Annotated in this window: 19 protein-coding genes; 9 read left to right on the top strand and 10 right to left on the bottom strand. The window is 68.8% G+C overall.

Going from position 1 to position 19998, the window contains the following annotated elements; genetic code table 11:
- Positions 1-2: 2 nt before the first annotated feature.
- The 5 genes from ACFOY2_RS34560 to ACFOY2_RS34540 all read right to left on the bottom strand — a co-directional run bounded on the left by ACFOY2_RS34560 (position 3) and on the right by ACFOY2_RS34540 (position 5416).
- Positions 3-1163, bottom strand: coding sequence for an ROK family transcriptional regulator (locus tag ACFOY2_RS34560; protein ID WP_379532309.1), 1161 nt, complete (start codon positions 1161-1163; stop codon positions 3-5).
- 282 nt (positions 1164-1445) lie between these two features.
- Complete coding sequence (locus ACFOY2_RS34555) at positions 1446-2318, bottom strand: SDR family NAD(P)-dependent oxidoreductase (RefSeq protein ID WP_379532308.1); 873 nt, start codon at positions 2316-2318, stop codon at positions 1446-1448.
- 65 nt (positions 2319-2383) lie between these two features.
- Entirely contained in the window at positions 2384-3442 is a 1059-nt protein-coding gene (locus ACFOY2_RS34550) for an MBL fold metallo-hydrolase (RefSeq protein ID WP_379532307.1), read from the bottom strand.
- A 121-nt stretch (positions 3443-3563) separates the two neighbouring features.
- On the bottom strand, positions 3564-4847 hold the full coding sequence (locus ACFOY2_RS34545) for an MFS transporter (RefSeq protein ID WP_379532306.1): 1284 nt from the start codon (positions 4845-4847) through the stop codon (positions 3564-3566).
- Positions 4844-5416 carry a helix-turn-helix domain-containing protein gene (locus ACFOY2_RS34540; RefSeq protein WP_379532305.1) on the bottom strand — a complete coding sequence of 191 codons (573 nt, stop codon included), beginning with the start codon at positions 5414-5416 and terminating at the stop codon, positions 4844-4846. Before ACFOY2_RS34540 ends, ACFOY2_RS34545 begins: the two co-directional genes overlap by 4 nt.
- A 72-nt stretch (positions 5417-5488) precedes the next feature.
- Here ACFOY2_RS34540 and ACFOY2_RS34535 point away from each other — a divergent pair, with 72 nt between their 5' ends.
- The 5 genes from ACFOY2_RS34535 (at position 5489) to ACFOY2_RS34515 (ending at position 11881) form a co-directional block, all read left to right on the top strand.
- Positions 5489-6133: a B3/B4 domain-containing protein gene (locus ACFOY2_RS34535; protein WP_379532304.1), complete on the top strand. Its 645-nt coding sequence runs from the start codon at positions 5489-5491 to the stop codon at positions 6131-6133.
- Positions 6134-6337: 204 nt separating this feature from the next.
- Positions 6338-9976, top strand: coding sequence for a multifunctional oxoglutarate decarboxylase/oxoglutarate dehydrogenase thiamine pyrophosphate-binding subunit/dihydrolipoyllysine-residue succinyltransferase subunit (locus tag ACFOY2_RS34530; protein ID WP_379532303.1), 3639 nt, complete (start codon positions 6338-6340; stop codon positions 9974-9976).
- Positions 9977-10042: 66 nt separating this feature from the next.
- Positions 10043-10219: a DUF6104 family protein gene (locus ACFOY2_RS34525; protein ID WP_181308704.1), complete on the top strand. Its 177-nt coding sequence runs from the start codon at positions 10043-10045 to the stop codon at positions 10217-10219.
- Positions 10220-10340: 121 nt separating this feature from the next.
- Positions 10341-11144: a DUF4097 family beta strand repeat-containing protein gene (locus ACFOY2_RS34520; RefSeq protein WP_379532302.1), complete on the top strand. Its 804-nt coding sequence runs from the start codon at positions 10341-10343 to the stop codon at positions 11142-11144.
- A complete protein-coding gene (locus ACFOY2_RS34515; protein ID WP_379532301.1) occupies positions 11141-11881 on the top strand; it encodes a PadR family transcriptional regulator in 741 nt (246 codons plus the stop codon). Before ACFOY2_RS34520 ends, ACFOY2_RS34515 begins: the two co-directional genes overlap by 4 nt.
- 61 nt (positions 11882-11942) lie before the next feature.
- Here ACFOY2_RS34515 and ACFOY2_RS34510 read toward each other — a convergent pair whose 3' ends face one another.
- The 5 genes from ACFOY2_RS34510 to ACFOY2_RS34490 form a co-directional block, all read right to left on the bottom strand.
- Positions 11943-12785, bottom strand: coding sequence for an oxygenase MpaB family protein (locus ACFOY2_RS34510; RefSeq protein ID WP_379532300.1), 843 nt, complete (start codon positions 12783-12785; stop codon positions 11943-11945).
- A gap of 106 nt (positions 12786-12891) precedes the next feature.
- Positions 12892-13848 carry a zinc-binding dehydrogenase gene (locus ACFOY2_RS34505; protein ID WP_379532299.1) on the bottom strand — a complete coding sequence of 319 codons (957 nt, stop codon included), beginning with the start codon at positions 13846-13848 and terminating at the stop codon, positions 12892-12894.
- 226 nt (positions 13849-14074) lie between these two features.
- Entirely contained in the window at positions 14075-14950 is an 876-nt protein-coding gene (locus tag ACFOY2_RS34500; RefSeq protein ID WP_379532298.1) for a hypothetical protein, read from the bottom strand.
- Positions 14951-14995: 45 nt separating this feature from the next.
- Positions 14996-15424, bottom strand: a complete 429-nt coding sequence (locus ACFOY2_RS34495; RefSeq protein ID WP_379532297.1) for a type II toxin-antitoxin system VapC family toxin — start codon at positions 15422-15424, stop codon at positions 14996-14998.
- The gene (locus ACFOY2_RS34490; protein WP_379532296.1) at positions 15411-15689 is read right to left on the bottom strand and encodes a hypothetical protein; all 279 of its coding nucleotides are present in this window, start codon (positions 15687-15689) and stop codon (positions 15411-15413) included. Before ACFOY2_RS34490 ends, ACFOY2_RS34495 begins: the two co-directional genes overlap by 14 nt.
- Before the next feature lie 322 nt (positions 15690-16011).
- On the opposite strand from ACFOY2_RS34490, the gene ACFOY2_RS34485 reads away from it, so the two are divergent.
- From ACFOY2_RS34485 to ACFOY2_RS34470, 4 genes are all read left to right on the top strand, one after another.
- A complete protein-coding gene (locus ACFOY2_RS34485) occupies positions 16012-16209 on the top strand; it encodes a hypothetical protein (RefSeq protein WP_379532295.1) in 198 nt (65 codons plus the stop codon).
- Positions 16210-16961: 752 nt separating this feature from the next.
- Entirely contained in the window at positions 16962-18080 is a 1119-nt protein-coding gene (locus tag ACFOY2_RS34480) for a trypsin-like serine peptidase (RefSeq protein ID WP_379532294.1), read from the top strand.
- A gap of 197 nt (positions 18081-18277) precedes the next feature.
- Positions 18278-19441, top strand: coding sequence for a trypsin-like serine peptidase (locus ACFOY2_RS34475; RefSeq protein WP_379532293.1), 1164 nt, complete (start codon positions 18278-18280; stop codon positions 19439-19441).
- A gap of 115 nt (positions 19442-19556) precedes the next feature.
- A complete protein-coding gene (locus ACFOY2_RS34470) occupies positions 19557-19889 on the top strand; it encodes a transposase (protein ID WP_379532292.1) in 333 nt (110 codons plus the stop codon).
- The last annotated feature ends 109 nt before the right edge of the window (positions 19890-19998 follow it).

Genomic DNA, 19998 nt, shown 5'->3' with positions numbered 1-19998 from the left:
TTTCAGGCGTTGACGATGCGGTTGATGTTGTCCGGTGACAGGTAGTGCTCGATGGCGAGGATCCCCGCGCCCAGAGCGGCCGCGTTGATCCCCGTTCGACTGGGGGTGATGGACAGGTGGTGGGTGGCCAGCGGCAGGGACCGGCGGTAGACCGTCTCCCTGATCCCCGCCAGCAGGTGCTCGTGCACCCGCGACAGCGCGCCGCCGATGACGATGACCTCGGGGTTGAAGAAGTTGACCAGACCGGCCAGCACCTCGCCGATGAGCCGGCCGGCCTCTCTGACCAGCCGCAGCGCCTGGGTGTTGCCTGCCTGGACGAGCGCCACGACGTCACCGCCCGACTCGGCCGCCAGGCCCAGCTCGCTCAGCCGCCGCGCGATCGCCGCCCCGCCGGCCACGGCCTCCAGACAGGCGCTGTTGCCGCACCGGCAGCCGGCGTCGTCGTGACCGCTGACCCTGATGTGGCCGATGTCGCCCGCCGAGCCCTGGGCGCCTCTGTGCAACTTGCCCTCGGCCATGATGCCGCAGCCGATTCCGGTGCCGACCTTGACGAACAGCAGGTGTCCCGCGCCGGGGAAGGCGTTGCGGTGCTCGCCCAGCGCCATCACGTTGACGTCGTTGTCGACCAGCACCGAGAGCTCGCCGCCGAAGTACTCGGGGATCGGGTAGTCGTTCCAGCCGGGCATGATCGGCGGATTGTTCGGCCGTCCCGTGGCGAACTCCACCGGGCCCGGCACCCCGATGCCTATCGCGCGCAGCATCGACCTCGGCCGGTTCGCCTGGCCGAGCAGCCGGTCGAGGCGCGCGTCCACGTGGGCGAGCACGTCCTCGGGCCCGTCGCTGATCAGCAGGTGGTCCTCGCACTCGGCCAGCACCTCGCCCGAGATGTCCATGAGCGCGACCCGGCAGTGGGTGGCGCCCAGGTCGACGCCGGCGAAGGCGTGGTCCTCGGTGTGCAGGCGGAGCTGGCGCGGCGGCCGTCCGCCGGTGGACTCGCCGTTCTCGGTCTCCTCCACCAGGCCGCGCTCGATCAGCGCGTCGACGCGCTGGGAGATCGTGGATCTGGCCAGGCCCGTGAGCCTCGCGAGATCGGAACGGGTGGTCGCGGAGCCGGCGCTGATCAGCGTCAGCACGTCTCCGGCAGAGCCCGGCTGGGGGGTCATGTCGCGACAATAAGATCACCGATGCGGCAAATCAAGGGGCTGGATCGACCAAACTCGCCCAACTTCCGCCGAAGATCGAACAAAGCCTGCCTTCGCCCCTCCATTTACGACATTTCGGGCGTGCCCGCAACGACCAAGAGCCGACCCCCGGACGGGGATCGGCTCTCAGAACTTCGGCGGGCGATCTTCGGCGGGCGACCAGAGCATCGGCCGCCAGAACGTCAGGCGGCCGGTTGGAGCACCGGGCGGGTTGGAGCGCTCAGCGGTTGGGGCGTCCGGCGGTCAGAGCATCGCCTTCATGGAGTCGCCGGCCGTCAGCACGTACGGCTGCTCGGCCATGATCGCCTCCCAGTTGCCCGCGACGGCCTCCGGCGTGAGGTCGTCATCCTTCCAGCCGGGCCCTTCAGCCACGAACACCCGCGCCACCCGGCCGCCCCCGACGCTGAACACCTCGCCGCTCGCCTCGCACGACTCGTGCACCAGGTAGGCCACCAGCGCGCTGACCCGCTCCGGCGTGAACTTGGCCTCGAACTCGGCGGGAAGCAGCGCCTCCGTCATCCGGGTCCAGGCGACGGGCGCGATGGCGTTGGCCTTGATGCCGTTGCGCGCCCCCTCGATGCCGAGCGTCTTGGTCAGGCCCACCAGACCCATCTTCGCGGTGGAGTAGTTGGCCTGGCCGAAGTTGCCGAACAGGCCCGCCGGGCTGGAGGTGTTGACGACACGCCCGTAGCCCGCGGCCTTCATGATCGGGTACGCGGCCTGGCTGACCAGGTACGACCCGCGTACGTGCACGGCCAGCACCCCGTCGAACTCCTCGACGGCCATCTTCCCGAACGACTTGTCCCGCAGGATGCCGGCGTTGTTGACGACGATGTCGACCCCGCCGAACGCGTCGAGCGCCGTCTGCACGATGGCCCTGGCGCCCTCGGGCGTGGCGACGTTGTCGGCGTTGGCGACGGCCTGGCCGCCGTTCTTCGTGATCAGGTCGACCACCTCGGCCGCCGGCCCGGCCGAGGCCCCCGTGCCGTCGAGCGCGCCCCCGAGGTCGTTGACGACGACCTTGGCGCCCCGCTCGGCCAGCAGGAGCGCGTGCGACCTGCCGAGACCGTGCCCGGCTCCCGTGACGATCGCGACCCTGTCATCGAAGCGCAGCATCGAACCTCCCGGAGAACAACATTCTAGTACGAGCACGATAACCCGCCCCGGGCCCGAAGTCCCGATCAGAGGGGGAACCACAGGTCGGGTTCGCCCGCCACCCGCCGCACCCGTCCCTTGGCCTCCAGCCAGAACAGGTGGGCCAGCGTCTCGTTGTTGGCCGCGCGCCGCATGAACGGCGGGATCGTCTCCCACGGCCGCGACCAGCTCAGCCGCGTCGTCACCGTCCAGCAGGCGACCCCGTCGGACGCCCTGATCACCCCCTCGATCTCGGCCAGCCGCTCGTCGTGGTGGGCCAGCACGCTGTCCACCCGCTCGGCCAGCTCCAGGAACCGGTACTCGTGCGCCGGCAGCACCTCCTCGACGTCCAGCTTGCGCACGGCGGCCAGCGAGGCGAGATAGTCGGCCAGGGGGTTCGGGCCCGACTGGGGGTGCACGGCCACGATGGGCGTGATCTTGGCGAGCACGTGGTCGCCGGAGAACAGCAGCCGGCGCGAGGGCGAGACGAAGCACAGGTGGCCGGGCGAGTGGCCGGGGGTCCAGACGGCCCGCAGGTCCCAGCCGGGCAGCCCGAGCTCGTCACCGTCCTCGACGAGCCGGTCGGGCGCGGCCATCGAGACCATGTGCCTGATCATCATCGAGGCGCCCGCCAGCTCGTCCAGCGTCAGCGCGGGCACGCCGCAGCGGACCAGCAGCGCGCGCTCCCGCCGGACGAGGGAGTCGATGGCCTCGTCGTCGTAGCGCTCACGCACCAGGCGGGCGTCGGCCGGGTGCAGCGCGATCCAGGCGCCCGACGCCTCGCGGACGCGTCCGGCCAGGCCGTAGTGGTCGGGGTGGATGTGGGTGACCAGCACGCCCTTGACGTCGGTGATCGTGTATCCGGCCACGCCCAGCCCGGCCGTCAGGGCGTCGTACGCCTCGTCGGTGTTCCACCCGGCGTCCACGATGACCACGCCGTCGGGCAGCTCCAGGACGTAGACGAGCACGTACCTCAGGGGGTTGATCGGAATGGGCACCGGCACCGACCACAACCCAGGACGTACCCGCTCGACGCCGGGCATCGTCCCGCCGGTCCACGCCTCCCGCTGCGCCGAGCTGGCAGGGGTCACCACGAACTTGCTCATGTCCCGAATATAGTTCTGTGCCCGAATCGTGTCCCACTGGGTCCATGAAGCCGAGCCGCGAGACGTCCGGCAGCCGAACCGCTTCACAGAACGCCTCGGCCCGCGTGTGAGTACCCTCTCCTCAACCCGAGCCGGATCGTGCCGGTTGGGCCTGAGCTGGACTGGACGATCCAGCGGCGGGCATCCGCGCGAACACCAGGGCCGAGGAGAGCATCACGGCCGCGGCGATCCCCCAGGCGGGCGCGGCGCCGGCCTGGGTGGCCAGCGTGCCGAGCGTCAGGTTCGCCAGGATCCCGCCGGACTGCAGCGACAGCGAGCTGGTCGAGGCGATGGTGGTGCGCTCGGCGGTGGTGACCGCGTGCTGCGTCATCTCCAGGCAGAGCAGGCCCCGCACCGCGCTGCCCGCGAACAGCACGACGTAGGCCAGCCCGGCGGTCAGGAGCCCGGCGACGCCCATGAGCCCCGCCGTGGCGGCCAGCGCGCCGACCGACAGGGCGGTCAGCACCGTGCCCGCCACCGCCCCCCTGGCCGAGCCGCCGGCCAGCCGTGCCACGTACGGGGCCAGGGCGCTGCCGGCCGCGCTGCCCGCGAACCCGAGGGCCGCGACGACGGCGTAGGCCAGGCTGCCGCTTTCCGCCGCGCCCGCCAGCTCGGCCAGCCGGCCCGGCGTGAGCAGTTCGATGGCCATCAGCACCACGCCGGAGCTCGCGGCGGCGAGCATCATGCGGCGCAGCAGCGGCACGCCGACCGACAACCGCACGCTCGACCCGATCGTGGCCGGGACCTCGCGCAGCACGCTCGCCAGCGACCTGCGGGCGTGCTTCGGTTCCGGCAGGGCGAGCACCACCACGACCAGCAGCACGGCCGCCGCCACCGCACCGACCAGGGACGGCGCGGCCAGCGGGAAGATCACCTGGGCGGGCACCAGGAGCGGCAGGCCGCCGCCGGCCAGCACGCCCACGCACAACGCCACCGACTCCATCGCGCCGCCCTTGGCCAGACCCGGTTTGAGATCGGCGTCGGGGCCCTCGATCCCGTGGAGCGTGTCGATGTACCAGGAGGTGGCGGGGCCGCTGGACAGCGCCCTGGCCGCGCCCTTGAGCACGCTGCTCACCACGAACATCCAGAGCGTCGTGGACACGCTCAGCAGCACGAACGCGGCCACGGTGAGCGCGGCGGAGACAGCCAGCACCATCCGCCGGCCCACGACGTCGGCCAGGCCGCCCGTGGGCAGCTCGAGGCCGACGGTGACGACCGAGAAGACGGTGATCGTCAGACCGACCTGGGCCAGGCTGAGGCCGCGCTCGGTCATCAGCAGCACCATCGGGGCCATCATGAGCCCGATGGGCAGCCAGGTCAGGAAGCTGACGAGCATGTAGCGGCGTAACGCGGAACGTGCGGTCATGAGTCTTCCTCCGTCGGTGTCGATCGCGGCACGGCGCCGTGCCAGGCGCTGACCTGCCTGGCCTCGGGGTCGCCGGCGTACTTGGCGGCCAGGTCGCGCAGCAGCGCCTCGGCCTTCTCCTTGAACTCGCGCAGCCCGGCGGGCGGCAGCGAGACGATGTGGTCGCTCATGCCCGCGGCGTCGACCCAGTCGCGTGGCCACTGCGCGACGTCGAACTCCCCCAGCAGCCGCTGGACCATCTCGGCCTGCCGCAGGTGCATGATCCTGACGGCCTCGCGGCCCTCGGCGGTGTCGGACATCTCGGCGGCGTCCCATGAGGTGTAGGCGTGCCGGGCCCGCCAGCGGCGCTCGCGGCCGTCGCGCTGGTCGTCGTCCTCCTCGATGAAGCCGTACTTGAACAGCTCGCGCAGGTGGTAGCTGGTCGAACCCGAGCTCTCGCCGGCCTTGCGGCCCAGCTCGCTGGCGGTGGCCGGGCCGTCGGTGCGCAGCAGGCCCAGCAGGCGCACCCGCAGCGGGTGGCTGACCGCCTTGAGTACCTGCGGATCGCTGATCTTGTACTGGTGCTCCATGAGGTCACCATAAACCGCAAAGACAATTTTGCAAAGGTAATTCTGCGGATTCCCCGCTCGTAGACTGGCCGGGTGCTTGACGACATCCGGGTGGACGACGCCGTCTTCGAACTGCGTCCCGACTTCGCCGTGCTGATCATGACCGCCCACGGGCTGCGCAACGGGCCCACCGACGACCGGTCCAGGGCCTGGCTGGCGGAGGCCGCGACGCAGGAGGTTCAGACCACCAAGATCGACGCGTGGAAGGACGCCTACCGCGCCTTCGGGGCCAAACCCCAGCGCACCAGGCCGTCGGTCGACGCGCTCACCCGGCGGATGCCGTTGCCGGAGATCAACCAGGTCGTCGACGCGTACAACACGATCAGCGTGAAGCACGCGCTGCCGATCGGCGGCGAGGACCTCGACCGCTACGAGGGCCCGGCCCGGCTGGTCAGGGCGACCGGCGACGAGGCGTCGGAGGAGGCGCTCGGGACGCCGGAGCCCGGCGAGGTGATCTGGCGCGACGACGTCGGCGTCACCTGCCGCAGGTGGAACTGGCGTCAGGTGGTGCGCACCCGGCTCACCGAGGAGACCACGAACGCGATCTTCCTCCTCGAACGCCTGGAGCCGATGTCGCTGGAGGAGCTCAAGCAGGCCGGCGAGGAACTGACCGACCTACTGTCCGAGTTGTCACCTCAGGTACGGATTGCCAGCAGCCTCCTGACCGGCGGGAAATAAACCTGTCGGCGTGGCGTTGATACCAAAGAGTAATAATTGCGACACCACCTGGATTGACGAGGGGGACGTGACCTCCGCGCGCTGTCCTGAGAGGATCGTTCGAGGCAGCACGTCCTCTTCGGCGCGCGCTGCCGGTCCGGGCGAGTAGCCTTGGACAGGTTCTCTAACATCAACGCCGATCTGCGGAAGAGGGCGATTTCCGCCGTGTCGTCTCAGTCGTCGCGGGCAAACCCGCTGGCAAGCTTTGGTCAGAACGAGTGGCTTGTCGACGAGCTGTACCAGAAGTACCTCCAAGATCCTGAGTCTGTTGACAAGGCCTGGTGGAACTTCTTCGCTGACTACAACCCTGATAACGGACCGGGCCGTGCCCCGGTCAGGGAGGCGGCGAACGGCACTGTGACCGCCCCCGCTCCTCCACAGGCGCCGCCGAAGGCGCCACCGGCCGCCGAGAAGCCGAAGCAGGCCGCCACCCCGGTGCCCAAGGGCGCCGAGGAGGTCAGGCTGCGCGGCGCCGCGGCGCGCACGGCCGCCAACATGGACATGTCCTTGACGGTCCCGACGGCGACCAGCGTCCGGGCGATCCCGGCCAAGCTGCTCATCGACAACCGCATTGTGATCAACAATCACCTCAAGCGGGGCCGAGGCGGCAAGGTCTCCTTCACCCACCTGATCGGCTTCGCGATCGTCAAGGCCCTCAAGGCCATGCCGGAGATGAACTTCTCCTACGCGGAGGTCGACGGCAAGCCGACGCTGGTCAAGCCCGAGCACACCGGCTTCGGCCTGGCCATCGACGTGCAGAAGAGCAACGGCGAGCGCCAGCTCCTCGTGCCCTCGATCAAGGGCGCCGAGGAGATGGACTTCCGCCAGTTCTGGAGCGCCTACGAGGACGTCGTCCGCAAGGCGCGCTCCGGCAAGCTCGGCGTCGACGACTTCGCCGGCACCACGATCTCGCTGACCAACCCCGGCACGATCGGCACCGTCCACTCCGTGCCCCGCCTCATGCCCGGCCAGGGCACGATCATCGGGGTCGGCGCGATGGAGTACCCGGCCGAATACCAGGGCACCTCCCCCGACACGCTCTCGCGCCTGGCCGTCTCCAAGGTCATGACGCTGACCAGCACCTACGACCACCGGATCATCCAGGGCGCCCAGTCGGGCGACTTCCTGCGCCAGATCCACCGGCTGCTGCTCGGCGAGGACGGCTTCTACGACGAGATCTTCGAGGCGCTGCGCATCCCGTACGAGCCGGTCCGCTGGGTCCAGGACATCTCGGCCACGCACGACGACGACGTGGCCAAGTCCGCCCGCGTGATCGAGCTCATCCACGCCTACCGCGTGCGCGGCCACCTGATGGCCGAGACCGACCCGCTGGAGTACAAGCAGCGCAAGCACCCCGACCTCGACATCCAGTCCCACGGCCTGACGTTGTGGGACCTGGAGCGCGAGTTCGCCACCGGCGGTTTCGGCGGCCGCGCGCTGATGAAGCTGCGCGACATCCTGGGCGTGCTGCGCGACTCCTACTGCCGCACGGTCGGCATCGAGTACATGCACATCCAGAACCCAGAAGAGCGGGCCTGGATCCAGGCGCGGGTGGAGAAGGCGCACAAGTCGCCCGAGCGCGACGAGCAGCTCAACATCCTGTCGCGGCTCAACACCGCCGAGGCGTTCGAGACGTTCCTGCAGACGAAGTTCGTCGGCCAGAAGCGCTTCTCGCTGGAGGGCGGCGAGTCCCTGATCCCGCTGCTCGACTCGGTGATCAGCGACGCCGCCGACGAGGGCCTCGACGAGGTCGTCATGGGCATGGCCCACCGCGGCCGGCTCAACGTGCTGGCCAACATCGTGGGCAAGTCCTACGCCCAGATCTTCGGCGAGTTCGAGGGCAACATCGACCCGCGCACCGCGCACGGCTCGGGTGACGTCAAGTACCACCTCGGCGCGACGGGCACGTTCACCGCGCCGAGCGGCAAGACCATCACCTCCTCCGTGGTCGCCAACCCCTCCCACCTGGAGGCGGTCAACCCGGTGCTCGAAGGCGTCGTCCGCGCCAAGCAGGACCTCCTGGAGCGCGGCGAGGAGGGCTTCACCGTCCTGCCCGTCCTCATCCACGGCGACGCGGCCTTCGCCGGCCAGGGCGTCGTGGCCGAGACGCTCAACCTGTCGCAGCTGCGCGGCTACCGCACCGGCGGCACCGTGCACGTGGTGGTCAACAACCAGGTGGGCTTCACCACCTCGCCCGCCTCGTCCAGGTCGTCGGTGTACGCCACCGACGTGGCCCGGATGATCCAGGCCCCGATCTTCCACGTCAACGGCGACGACCCCGAGGCCGTGGTGCGCGTGGGCGAGCTGGCCTACGAGTACCGGCAGGCGTTCCACAAGGACGTCGTCATCGACCTCATCTGCTACCGCCGCCGCGGCCACAACGAGGGCGACAACCCCGCCTTCACCCAGCCGCTGATGTACGACCTGATCGACGCCAAGCGCTCGACCCGCAAGCTCTACACCGAGGCGCTGATCGGCCGGGGCGACATCACGGTCGAGGAGGCCGAGTCCGCGCTGCGCGACTACCAGGCCAAGCTGGAGCAGGCGTTCACCGAGGTCCGCGAGGCGGCCAAGAAGCCGGCCGAGGCGGCCGCGATGCGGGTGCCGCCAGCCGAGGTCGTCAAGTGGTCCCACGACGACACACCGACCGCGATCAACGACGAGACGCTCAAGCGCATCGTCGACACCCAGCTCAACCTGCCCGAGGGCTTCACGCCGCACCCGCGCCTGGCGCCGGTGCTGCAGCGCCGCGGCCAGATGGTCGAGCAGGACGCGATCGACTGGGCGATGGGCGAGACGCTGGCCTTCGGCTCGCTGCTCATGGACGGCAACCCGGTGCGCCTGGTCGGCCAGGACTCCCGGCGCGGCACGTTCACGCAGCGCCACGCCGTCCTGGTGGACCGGATGACCGGCGCCGACCACACGCCGCTCAAGACCTTCAACCAGGGCACCACGAAGTTCTACGTCTACGACTCGCTGCTGAGCGAGTTCGCGGCGCTCGGCTTCGAGTACGGCTACAGCGTCGTCCGCCCGAACGCCCTGGTCGCCTGGGAGGCGCAGTTCGGCGACTTCGTCAACGGCGCCCAGACGATCATCGACGAGTTCATCTCGTCGGGCGAGCAGAAGTGGGGCCAGAAGTCCTCGGTCGTGCTGCTGCTGCCGCACGGCTTCGAGGGCCAGGGCCCCGACCACTCCTCGGCCCGTATCGAGCGGTTCCTGCAGGTCTGCGCGTTCGACAACATGACGGTCGCGCAGCCGAGCACGCCGGCCAACTACTTCCACCTGTTGCGCTGGCAGGTGGAGTCCGAGCGGCACAAGCCGCTGGTGGTCTTCACGCCCAAGTCGCTGCTGCGCCACAAGGCGGCCACGTCCAAGGCGTCCGACTTCACCTCGGGCACCTTCCAGCCGGTCATCGGCGACACGAGCGTCGACCCCGCCAAGGTCACCAAGGTCGTCTTCACCTCGGGCAAGCTCTACTACGACCTGGCGGCGCAGCGCGACAAGAGTGGCCGTGACGACGTCGCCATCGTCCGGCTTGAGCGCCTCTACCCGTTCCCGTCGGAGGAGCTGACGACCGAGCTGTCGCGGTACGGCTCGCAGGCGGAACTGGTCTGGGCCCAGGACGAGCCGGTCAACATGGGGCCGTGGCCCTACCTGACGCTCAAGCTGGCCGAAGACCCGCAGACGCTGGGCGGGCGGCCGCTCGGGCGCGTGTCGCGCCGGGCCAACAGCTCGCCGGCCACGGGCTCGCACAACTCGCACGACACCGAGCTGGAGGAGATCCTCCACGAGGTGTTCGGCTGACGCGATTCCCAAAGACCCCCGGCCGCCCGGCCGGGGGTCTTCTGCTACCTGTCGAAGGGGGACACGATGTACTTCACCGATCGGGGGATCGAGGAGCTGGTCGAACGGCGCGGCGAGGAGGAGGTCAGCCTGCTGTGGCTGGGTGAGCGGCTGCGCGAGTTCGTCGACCTCAACCCCGAGTTCGAGACGCCGATCGAGCGGCTGGCGACCTGGCTGGCGCGCCTCGACGACGAGGACGACTGAACGATCGCCACCCGTCGATCTCGTTCGACCTCGAAGCTCAAACGCGATACATCTTGAGTTTTCGAGCAACGCGACATATCGTGTTTATAGGAGCGGTTGTGTCGCGTTGAAGGGGCGGGTCATGCAGCAGTGGACGATCGAGGAGCCCGAGCAGCTCACCTTCGATCAAGTGGAGACGCTCGACGTACGAATCGTCGCGGGCAGACTGGCCGTCCTGGCCGGCGACGGCCCACCCACACTGGAGGTCGCCGAGATCGAATCGGCCTCACCGCTCCTGGTCACCTACGACGAGGACACCAGGACGCTCACCGTCGCCTACAAGGACCTCACCTGGGACGGGCTGCTCGGCTGGCTACGGCGCGACCGGCGCAGGACCGTGCTGTCGATCGCCGTCCCCAAGACCTGCAGGGTCAACGCCGGCGTGGTCTCCGCGCCTGCCGTGGTCGCCGGGTTCGAGCGGGCCACCCACGTCAAGAGCGTCTCCGCCGAGATCGTGCTCGACGCGGTCAGCGGCGACGTGACGGCCAACACCGTCTCGGGCGACGTCGAAAGCCGGGCGATGGACGGCGACCTGGCGTTCAAGAGCGTCTCCGGCGACCTGACCGTGGCCGACGGCACACCACGCCGGCTGAAAGCCACCAGCGTGTCCGGCCGCATCACGGCCGACCTGACCCTGCGACCCACGGGTCATGTGACGCTGAACAGCGTCTCCGGTGACATCCTGGTCAGGCTGCCGGAGAACGTGGAGGCGGACGTGACCATGAGGTCCACCTCCGGCAGGGTCGTCAGCACCTTCCACGAACTGTCCAACACGAACGGCCCCGCCATGAAGGTCACGTCGGGCCGACTGGGTGGCGGCATGGCCTCACTGTCGGTGACCACGGTCTCCGGCGAGATCGCGCTGCTCAAGGGAGAGAAGGAATGAGCCCTGTCTTCGGTCACGGCCGGCTCCGGCTGTACCTGCTCAAGCTGCTGGAAGAGAGCCCGCGCCACGGCTACGAGGTGATCAGGCTCCTCCAGGACCGTTTCCTCGGCGTCTACTCCCCCTCCCCCGGCACGATCTACCCGCGCCTGGCCCGCCTGGAGGAGGAGGGCCTGGTGACGCACGAGGTGGTCGAGGGCAAGAAGGTGTTCTCGATCACCGACAAGGGCCGCGAGGAGCTGAACAGCCGGCTCGACGAACTCGACGACCTGGAGCAGGAGATCTCCGCCTCCGTACGCGACATCGCGCGCGAGGTGAAGGAAGACGTCCGCGACACGGTCAAGTCACTGCGCGACGAGCTGACGCGGATGGCCAAGGACGTCCGCACGGACACCCGCGAAGAGGGCAGGCGGTTCGGGCAGAAGCAGAAGGAGGAGTTCAGGCGGCTGCGCGACCAGCAGAAGCGGCAGTGGACCGAGCACGCCTACCAGTGGCAGGACGAGGGTGAGCGGCTCACGGGCGAGTGGCGCAGGATCTGGTCCGAGGTCTGGACCACGCTCGGGGGCTCGGCGCCCAACCGCGCCGACCTCGACGCCGAGATGGGCGAACTGCTGGCCGACTTCGTCGCCCAGGCGCGCAGGGAGGCGTCGGACTCCCGCCTGACTCCGGAGAAGCTGGACGAACTGCGTACGGCGCTCGACGACGCCGGCCACCGCATCCGCGACATCCTCGAACGCTGACCCACAGCCACCAACCGGTCAACACCCCCCGACCGACCTCCGCCGGACCTCGACCGCCGGGCTAGGCCGACCGTAGTTGGCGGCGCGCGACGCGGCGGGCGGTGCGTGCGGCCTTGCGGGCGGCTTTGCGAGCGCTGTAGGCGATGGGCATGTACCGCAGTCGTTCGGGCAGGCGCGGCGTCAGCATCGCCACCGCGTGCCCGAGGCGCCGCAGCCGCCGCTCCTCCCGCGCCGTCCACCGCAGCCCCAGTTTCGTGCGGACGGCCGGCGGCAACGTGCCGACGGTCACGAAGTGGTTGAACTCCCCCGACCCCACCCCGACGGGCGTCCACCATCGGCGCAGCGGCCTGGGCAGCCGCGGAGGCGCCGGAGTGCCGCGCATGACCGACAGCACGTCGAGCGCCGTCGGATGCGCCTCCAGCCGATCGGCCACCATGCCGTCGAAGTAGCGCCAGAACGCGTCCAGGTCGGCGGGCAGCTCCCGCTCCGGCACCTGGAGGATCGCGCCGAGCTGCCGCGACTCGGCGTAGAGCCGCCGCTCTTCCTCGACCGTGTACGGGGTGGCGAAACAGCGGTTGAGCGCGATGAACCGCTCGAACAGGGTCAGGTGCACCCAGGCCCACGCTTCGCCGTTCAGCGCGTGGTAGGGCCGGCCGCGCTCGTCCGTGCCGCTGATCCGACGGTGCAGCCTCCTGAGCCGCTCGCCCTCGGCCGGGCCGCCCACGCCGCCGTACACCCAGGTCTGGACGGAGGCGAGCGTGCGGACGAGCCGCCCCCACGGGTCGTCCTTGTACGTCGAGTGGTCCGCGACGGCCGCGCCCACCGCCGGGTGCATCGTCTGCAGGACCAGCGCGCTGCCGGCCACGAGCAGATTGCGGTATTCGCCGGCGGTCTCCCAGTGCATCGAACCTGGGCTGAAGGGCTCAACGTCCATAATGACGGCCTCCCGGGTGATACAACCCTTCTCTCCTTGTACCACCGAGGAGGCCGAGAAGTAACCCATCACTTATTCAGACGGTGAAGACGACCTTCCCGAAGATGTCGCCCTCCGCCATGGCGGCGAACCCGTCGCGCGCGTCGGCCAGCGGCATCGTCCTGTCGACCACGGGCCGCAGACCGGTCTGCTCCAGGAACACCGCCAGCCGCTGGAGCTGGTCACGGGTGCCCATCGTGGAGCCGACGACGGAAAGTTGCATGTAGAAGACCCGGTTGAGGTCGGCGGGCGGGACCGCGCCGCTGGTCGCGCCTGACACCACGATGCGGCCGCCGGGCCTGAGCGACTTGAGCGAGTGGCCCCAGGTCGCCTGGCCGACGGTCTCCATGACGGCGTCCACCCGCTCGGGCAGCCGCGCGCCCGGCTCGAAGACCTGGTCGGCGCCGAGCTCCCTGGCCCGCTCGCGCTTCTCCTCCGACCGGCTGGTCGCCCACACCCGGTAGCCGCCGGCCCGGCCGAGCGCGATCAACGCGGTCGCGACGCCGCCGCCCGCCCCCTGCACCAGCACGGTGGAGCCGGGCTCCAGCCCGGCCTTGTCGAACAGCATCCGGTACGCGGTCAGCCATGCCGTGGGCAGGCAGGCGGCTTGCTCGAAACTGAGCGCGGACGGCTTGGGCACCAGATTGCCGCGCGGCACTGTCACGCGCTCGGCGAACGTGCCGTCGTAGAACTCCGACAGCAGCGTGCGCTTCGGGTCGAGCGTCTCGTCGGCGCCTCGGCCGATCACGGCGTGCACGATGACCTCGTTGCCGTCCTCGTCCACTCCCGCGGCGTCACAGCCGAGCACGATCGGCAGCCGGTCCTGCTTGATGCCGACGCCTTTGAGCGTCCAGAGGTCGTGGTGGTTGAGCGCGGCGGCCCGTACGGAGACGGTCGTCCACCCGTCAGGCGCCTTCGGCTCCGGATGTTCGCCGAGCGTCAGCCCGGCGAGTGGGTTGTCGGGGTCGGTCTGTGTGGCGGTTACGGCGAACATGGCCGCACCTTACTTCAGCGCCACCAGCCCCACCTCAACACGCCCCTGACGCCGCACCTTTACTTCAGCACCACCAGACCCACTTCACGGCGACCCTTAAATCGACGCCACCGCGCTCACTCCACAGCGACCCTTATGTCGACGCCACCGGCTCACTCCACAGCGACCCCTGCATCCGCGCCACCGGGCTCACCCCACAGCGACCCTTACGTCGACGCCACCGCGCTCACTTCAAGGTGACCCTGATCCCGTGGATCGCCCTGTCGCCGAACCCGTCCGAGCCCATGGCCGCGACCAGCACCTCGCCCCTGCACACCGACTGGGCGGGTCGCCCGCGCCCGTCGATCACGGTCTGCACCCTGGTCTTCGTCTTGCAACCGGGCACCGGCATGATCGCCACTGTCTCCCCCGCCCCACCACCGAACCAGAGCTGCGGCCCCACCAGCCGCCCCTCCACGGTCTCGCCGGGCCTGGCCAGCCGCACCGGCCCCGCGGCCGACAGGACCAGGTAGCCGTCTCTGGTCGCCCGTCCCTTCAGCCCGCGTGAGAGCGCTATCCGCTGGTCGAACGAGAGCCCCTGCCCCCGGTCGTACATCACCACTCGCCACTGCCCGAACACGAACAGCAGCACCTGCCCGTACGAGCCGCTGCCCGCCTGGCGCGGCCAGAGGGTGACGTTGGGGGCGTAGTTCCTGATCGGCTCGCCTCCCCTGGTGATCTCGACCTCGCTGTACGGGGCCACGAACTGCCGGTAGATCCCGTCGATCCAGCCGCCTTGGAATGGCCGCGACCCCATGGCGGCCAGACCGAGCTCGGCCGGGTAACGCACTTCGGCCCGCCGCCCGTTGGGAAACACGACCTGGATCACCTCGTCGCCGCCCTTGGCCGTGGCGGCGGCGCGTAACACGTTCGGCTTGTTCTCGACCCTGCTCAGGGACCGGATGGGTGCCTCGGGGGTGGGGATCAGCGGCTTGGGCTCCGGGTCCCGGCTGAAGAGCAGGCCGGCAACGGGGATCAGCAGGAGCGCCAGGACCACCACCAGCCCGATCCACCGGCGGCGACCGCGCGCGCCTGCCTCGATGACGTCGAACTGGTCAGCCACGACGTTCCTCGCCGAGTAGTGCCGGCTTGCGCCCTCGCCTCCAGTTCAGTTGAGCGGCGACCGCCAGCGCAAGCCCTCGAACCGGGCGAAATCCTTGTCGCAGGTCACAAATTCACAACCGTGCTCGATGGCGAGCGCGGCAAGGTAGGCGTCGGGGATGAGCTTGCCGCTTGCCCCGGCCTTCTCGCACAGCCGGGTGAAGATCTCCCAGTGCCTCGACTCGGCGCTGACAACCGACGCCTGCGGCTGGTTGCGGTAGGAGTCGGCGAAGATCAGCGCCCGTTCGAGAGGGTCGGGATCCTTGTAGACGCGCCTGTTGGTGACCAGCCGGATGAAGCCGTTGACGACGAAGTCGCTCACGGCGTAGCTGGAATCGCCATTGATCATCTCCTCGATCACGGCGTGGCAGCGGTCGTGATCAGGGGACTCGTAACGGAAGGCGTTGACGAGAACGTTGATGTCAGCCAGCAGCATGAAACAGCTCCGGGTAACGCTCCTCGTCGTCGAGGTCCCAGGCGATGTGCTCCAGCTTCTCGCCGGCGTCGATCCGCCTCTGGACCCACGTCTGGAAGCCGGGCTCGGCCGTAGAGGTGATCAGCTCCACGCGGGGCCGCTCGGCCACCTCCGTGGTGCGGTTGAGAAGTTGCCTCAAGGCATCCTCCATCACTGAGTTGAGACTGCGTCCGTTGCGTGCCGCGTACGCCTTCGCCTCGTTGAGGAGTGTTTCGTCGATGCGCACAGTTGTCCTCCGCATGACTCCAGCGTCCGCTGCCGACATATAAATGTCAACACCAGAGAGTGGTGGATCAGTCACAACTTTCACGCCTACTTTACGTCACCACGTGGCTACATTGACCTTGCCGTCCCTCGTCAGCCGCACCCGCTCCCCCATCAGCTCCCGCGACTCGGCGTCCACCACCGCGTGGGCGCGCCCTCCAGGCACGTCGAGCTCGCCCGCCGCCGCGCCGATGAGCAGGTGCGGAGCCGTACCGCCGACCTTGGAGTAGGCCCGGTGCCGCGCCGAGCCCGCCGACCGGCGAGTCGTCCTGCCAGGAGTCGGTGTGGACGATCTGGATCGAGTCGAGCCCCTCGACGGGCAGCCGGGCGGCTGCGCGGGCCACCTCCTCCCACAGATCGAGCGGCTCAGGACCCGGCTGCTCGCGAACCGTGCGCTGCGCGACGCCGATGAGACAGGGGGTATGTGGATCATGAAACCATCCAACCAGAACAATATTCGGTTGATAAGCGGTCACTTCTGATAAACCCCGTCACTACAGCCCCAACATAAACCCGCAACCACTTCCACCTGCACGGGCACCGGCCCGAATTCGCCACCCCAATGATCGATCCAAAAACCCTCCACACTCTTTCCTGGCGTTTCCCAGCAGCCATGTCAGGCCGCTTGTCAAGGATCCGATCGTTTTCCGCCCGCCAGAGGCGCAGCCCGCCGACCACCGCGAGCACATCCCCAGAACGCGACCAGCCCGGGCCCAACCCGCAGAGCGAATACCCCCGACGGCGACAAGTCGCCGCACGACGAAGTGCCGCCACGGACTTCACCACCGGCGCGAGCAGCGACCCGTTCCCCCACGCCCATAAGAGCGCGTCACACGGAACACCGACAGCAGACGCCGTTACCCCACTTCAACACCGCCGGCAAGCCACCGACTCAGCGGCATGCGGTGACGAGTTGGCACCCCGGACCCCGGGGTTCGGGCAGATAGGGGGCCTGCCAGCGCTGCTGAATGCAGTGGTGTGCGCCACTACGGCGCGGCGAATGCGACGCGCGAATGGACACAATTCCGATCACACAGAGAACCATCAGAACGCCCTCTGACCTGCGGCGACATCATCGATTAATGATCATTTAGAGGTATCGTGAGCGTTCGACTGATGGTGTCCTTATAGTTCAAGGAGGACCCTTGATCAGGTAACGAATCCCTATCCAAGCTGCAATACCGCCTGTTCATCTGGAAAAATCCACCCTTACGACTCCAAGAAGGGCCATTTCATGATCCCCCGGGCTAGGCACGTAGTGGCGGCTGCGCTCAGCAGCGCGCTGCTGACGCTGCCCGCCTTCACGGGGATCGCGAACGCGGTGCCGACCGGCAAGGTCTACGCCGTCCCGCTGACCAAGAGCACGGACGACGTGAAGCGGGTCGCCGACTACTGGAAGCCGGACAAGCTCAAGAAGGCCGACAGCTACACCCCCGCCGCACCGGGCACCAAGTCCTCCCCGAGCCCTTCGCCGGCCGGAGGCGCCGCCGGCCCCAAGGCCCCGTCCCCCGCCGCCGTCCGCGTCAGCTCCACCGCCAAGAAGAGGAGCGCCACGACGGTCGCGGCACCCACGCCCCCGCGCAACGCGACCGTGGCCAAGACCAACGGCAAGGTCTACTTCCGGTACGGCGTCAAGGAGTACTGGTGCTCGGCCAGCGCGGTGGCGGCGAAGAACCGCAGCGTGGTCGCCACGGCCGGACACTGCGCGTTCGACCCGCGCCAGGGCAAGGCAGCCGAATACTGGATCTTCGTCCCCAACCCCGGAGAGAACGGGGAAACGCCCGACGGCATCTACGTGGGCGCCTCGATCAGCATGCACGAGGACTGGTCGGGCAGGGGCGACTACGACTACGACTACGCGTTCGTGACGGTGCACCAGGGCTTCAAGTGGGTCGCCAAGAACGGCGCCTACGTCATGGAGGACGTCGGCAGGCTCCAGGACAACGTCGGCGGCCAAGGGCTCGAACTCAACAGGAAGCCGGGCACGTACACGGCGCTCGCGTTCGGCTACCCGGGGGGCGAGCAGCCCGACGGCTCACGTCCGTTCGACGGCAAGAGGCTGCACCTGTGCAAGGACGGCCCCACGAGCTGGACCGTGGCGCCCAGCTACGACCTGCAGAAGGGCGTGCGGCTCCAGCCGTGCGACTTCAGCTCCGGCGCGAGCGGCGGCCCCTGGCTGGTCGGCTACAACCGTGAGCGCGGGCTCGGCAACCTCAACGGCGTCAACAGCCTCAACTGGAACAGCGACGCCCAGGGCCGGTTCGACGCCGTGTCGTCGCCGTACTTCGACACCGTCACCGGGCAGGTCTACCGGCACGCCGCCACGACGGTCGTGCTGTCAAATGTGGTGTAAGTCACAGCAACCATTTGATCACTACAGGTGATCAGGTACTCCTGTGTCACGGCACGATCACGGTGCCAGTTGGAACGCTTACATGATCTACCTGAAACTCACACGGACTGTGTCAACCCTGTAGGTTCCCGGCTGTCCGTTTGCTGAGTTTATGAAGGTGCACGAGGCGCCTCATGTCAGCGCAACCAGGAGTTACCTTGAAGCGAATTCTCCTTCCCGCCGGCGGTGCCGTCCTGGCGACCGGTCTGCTCGCCAGTGGCCTGTCCGGCGTCGCGCAGGCCGACGGCGACGTCTCCCGTGACCCCATGGCCACCAGCACGTCGCAGGCCGCCTCCGTCGTCTCCTTCTGGCTCGCGTCGAACGGCGCCGCGCTGCGCCAGGCAACCCAGTACACGTGGGACTCGAAAGAGGTCAGGAAGGTCGTCTCCAAGGGCGGCTACAGCCCCGACGGCCGCCCCGGCACCACCGCGCCGACCGGTGAGTCCAAGTCCACCGGCAGGGCCCAGAACGTGAACCTGCCCAAGACCGTCGGCAAGGTCTTCTTCGTCGACGGCTCCGGCAAGCTCCGCTGGTGCTCGGGCACCTCGATCCAGTCGAACTACCGCAACCTGGTCTCCACGGCCGGCCACTGCGTCTACGACACCGACAGCAACAAGGCCCTCCTCGACCGCTGGGTCTTCGTCCCCGGTTACTACCAGGGCAAGGCCCCGTTCGGCATCTACGTGGGCAAGCAGGCCTTCACCCACTACGACTTCGACACCTACGAGGACTACGACCGCGACTACGCGTTCGTCACCGTTTACAACGGCATCCGCTTCGAGGGCGTCAAGCGTGTGAACCGCAGGGACTACGGCCGCTTCAGCGGCCCGAAGCGCGCGTGGGGCGGCAGCAGCTACATCCTGGTCACGCGTGACGCGGGCCGTCTCGGCGACAGCGTCGGCGGCCAGGGCTTCGCGTGGAACCAGCCCACCGGCAAGACCGTACGCACCTTCGGCTACCCGTCGGCCCCGCACCCCGACGGCAACAAGCCCTACAGCGGCGTCACGCCGAAGCACTGCTACGGCAAGACCACGGCCAAGGCCGTCGGCGCCCCCTGGCTCAAGATCGAGGAGCACATCGGCCTCAAGTGCGCCGTGACCCCCGGTTACGACGGTGGCCCGTGGCTGCTCAACTACAACAACAGCAAGCGCCTGGGCTACGTGAACGGCACCACCAGCACGTTCGCCGACCAGGACGGCAACGACCGCATCGACTACATCACCTCGCCGTACTTCGACGGTGAGACGGCCGCGGTCTACAACGCGGCCAAGAACGTGTGGTCCGGCAAGATCGTCGGCCCGAACGGCGAGCTGTACAAGTAAGCCCTACCAGGGGAAAAGGGAGGGGTCCCGGCGTTCGCCGGGGCCCCTCCCTTTCGTTGTGAAGATCTTTCTTGGATTCGCTGACAGACAGTGTTTACCTTGTCACCATTGGCGCATGCGTAGTGGCGATCTGACGAACGCCGAGTGGGAGCGGCTCGAATCCCTGCTCCCGTCGGCCGCCGACCATCGCACGATCATCAACGCGGTGCTCTACCAAGCACGCACCGGATCGCGCTGGCGGCACCTTCCCGAGCGGTTCGGCTGCTGGGTCACCGCCTACCGCCACCATCGCCTCTGGGAGGCGGACGGCACCTGGCGCTGGCTCCTGAGCGCGGTCCAGGCGGCCCAGGACGGCTCTGGCCCCGCCAACCCGGGCGACCCCGCCCTCGCCGGCCTCCGCGCCCACCTCACCCAGATCGTCTCCCCCGCAAACGGCCCCGAAGCCTGACCCAGCGACCGCACGGCGTTCAGATACCCGCCCCGCCCCCCCCTTTCTCCCGTCAGCGGCCACGACAGCTGACGCCCTGAGACCGACCCCGAACAGCCGGGGCGGGGCT

Origin of the sequence: Nonomuraea purpurea, assembly GCF_042650645.1 — a bacterium.
Lineage (GTDB): Bacteria > Actinomycetota > Actinomycetes > Streptosporangiales > Streptosporangiaceae > Nonomuraea > Nonomuraea purpurea.
Note: the sequence above shows the minus strand (reverse complement) of the source record. Positions and strands in the feature narration are given on the sequence as shown.

What these genes read in the sequence shown, in the direction of transcription:
- ACFOY2_RS34510 (WP_379532300.1), bottom strand. Translation starts at nt 12,785, where the DNA reads ATGCACTGGGAGACCGCCGGCGAATACCGCAATCTGCTCGTGGCCGGC.
- ACFOY2_RS34555 (WP_379532308.1), bottom strand. Translation starts at nt 2,318, where the DNA reads ATGCTGCGCTTCGATGACAGGGTCGCGATCGTCACGGGAGCCGGGCAC.
- ACFOY2_RS34545 (WP_379532306.1), bottom strand. Translation starts at nt 4,847, where the DNA reads ATGACCGCACGTTCCGCGTTACGCCGCTACATGCTCGTCAGCTTCCTG.
- ACFOY2_RS34560 (WP_379532309.1), bottom strand. Translation starts at nt 1,163, where the DNA reads ATGACCCCCCAGCCGGGCTCTGCCGGAGACGTGCTGACGCTGATCAGC.
- ACFOY2_RS34515 (WP_379532301.1), top strand. Translation starts at nt 11,141, where the DNA reads ATGAGCCCTGTCTTCGGTCACGGCCGGCTCCGGCTGTACCTGCTCAAG.
- ACFOY2_RS34550 (WP_379532307.1), bottom strand. Translation starts at nt 3,442, where the DNA reads ATGAGCAAGTTCGTGGTGACCCCTGCCAGCTCGGCGCAGCGGGAGGCG.
- ACFOY2_RS34505 (WP_379532299.1), bottom strand. Translation starts at nt 13,848, where the DNA reads ATGTTCGCCGTAACCGCCACACAGACCGACCCCGACAACCCACTCGCC.
- ACFOY2_RS34495 (WP_379532297.1), bottom strand. Translation starts at nt 15,424, where the DNA reads ATGCTGCTGGCTGACATCAACGTTCTCGTCAACGCCTTCCGTTACGAG.
- ACFOY2_RS34540 (WP_379532305.1), bottom strand. Translation starts at nt 5,416, where the DNA reads ATGGAGCACCAGTACAAGATCAGCGATCCGCAGGTACTCAAGGCGGTC.
- ACFOY2_RS34470 (WP_379532292.1), top strand. Translation starts at nt 19,557, where the DNA reads ATGCGTAGTGGCGATCTGACGAACGCCGAGTGGGAGCGGCTCGAATCC.
- ACFOY2_RS34525 (WP_181308704.1), top strand. Translation starts at nt 10,043, where the DNA reads ATGTACTTCACCGATCGGGGGATCGAGGAGCTGGTCGAACGGCGCGGC.
- ACFOY2_RS34480 (WP_379532294.1), top strand. Translation starts at nt 16,962, where the DNA reads ATGATCCCCCGGGCTAGGCACGTAGTGGCGGCTGCGCTCAGCAGCGCG.
- ACFOY2_RS34520 (WP_379532302.1), top strand. Translation starts at nt 10,341, where the DNA reads ATGCAGCAGTGGACGATCGAGGAGCCCGAGCAGCTCACCTTCGATCAA.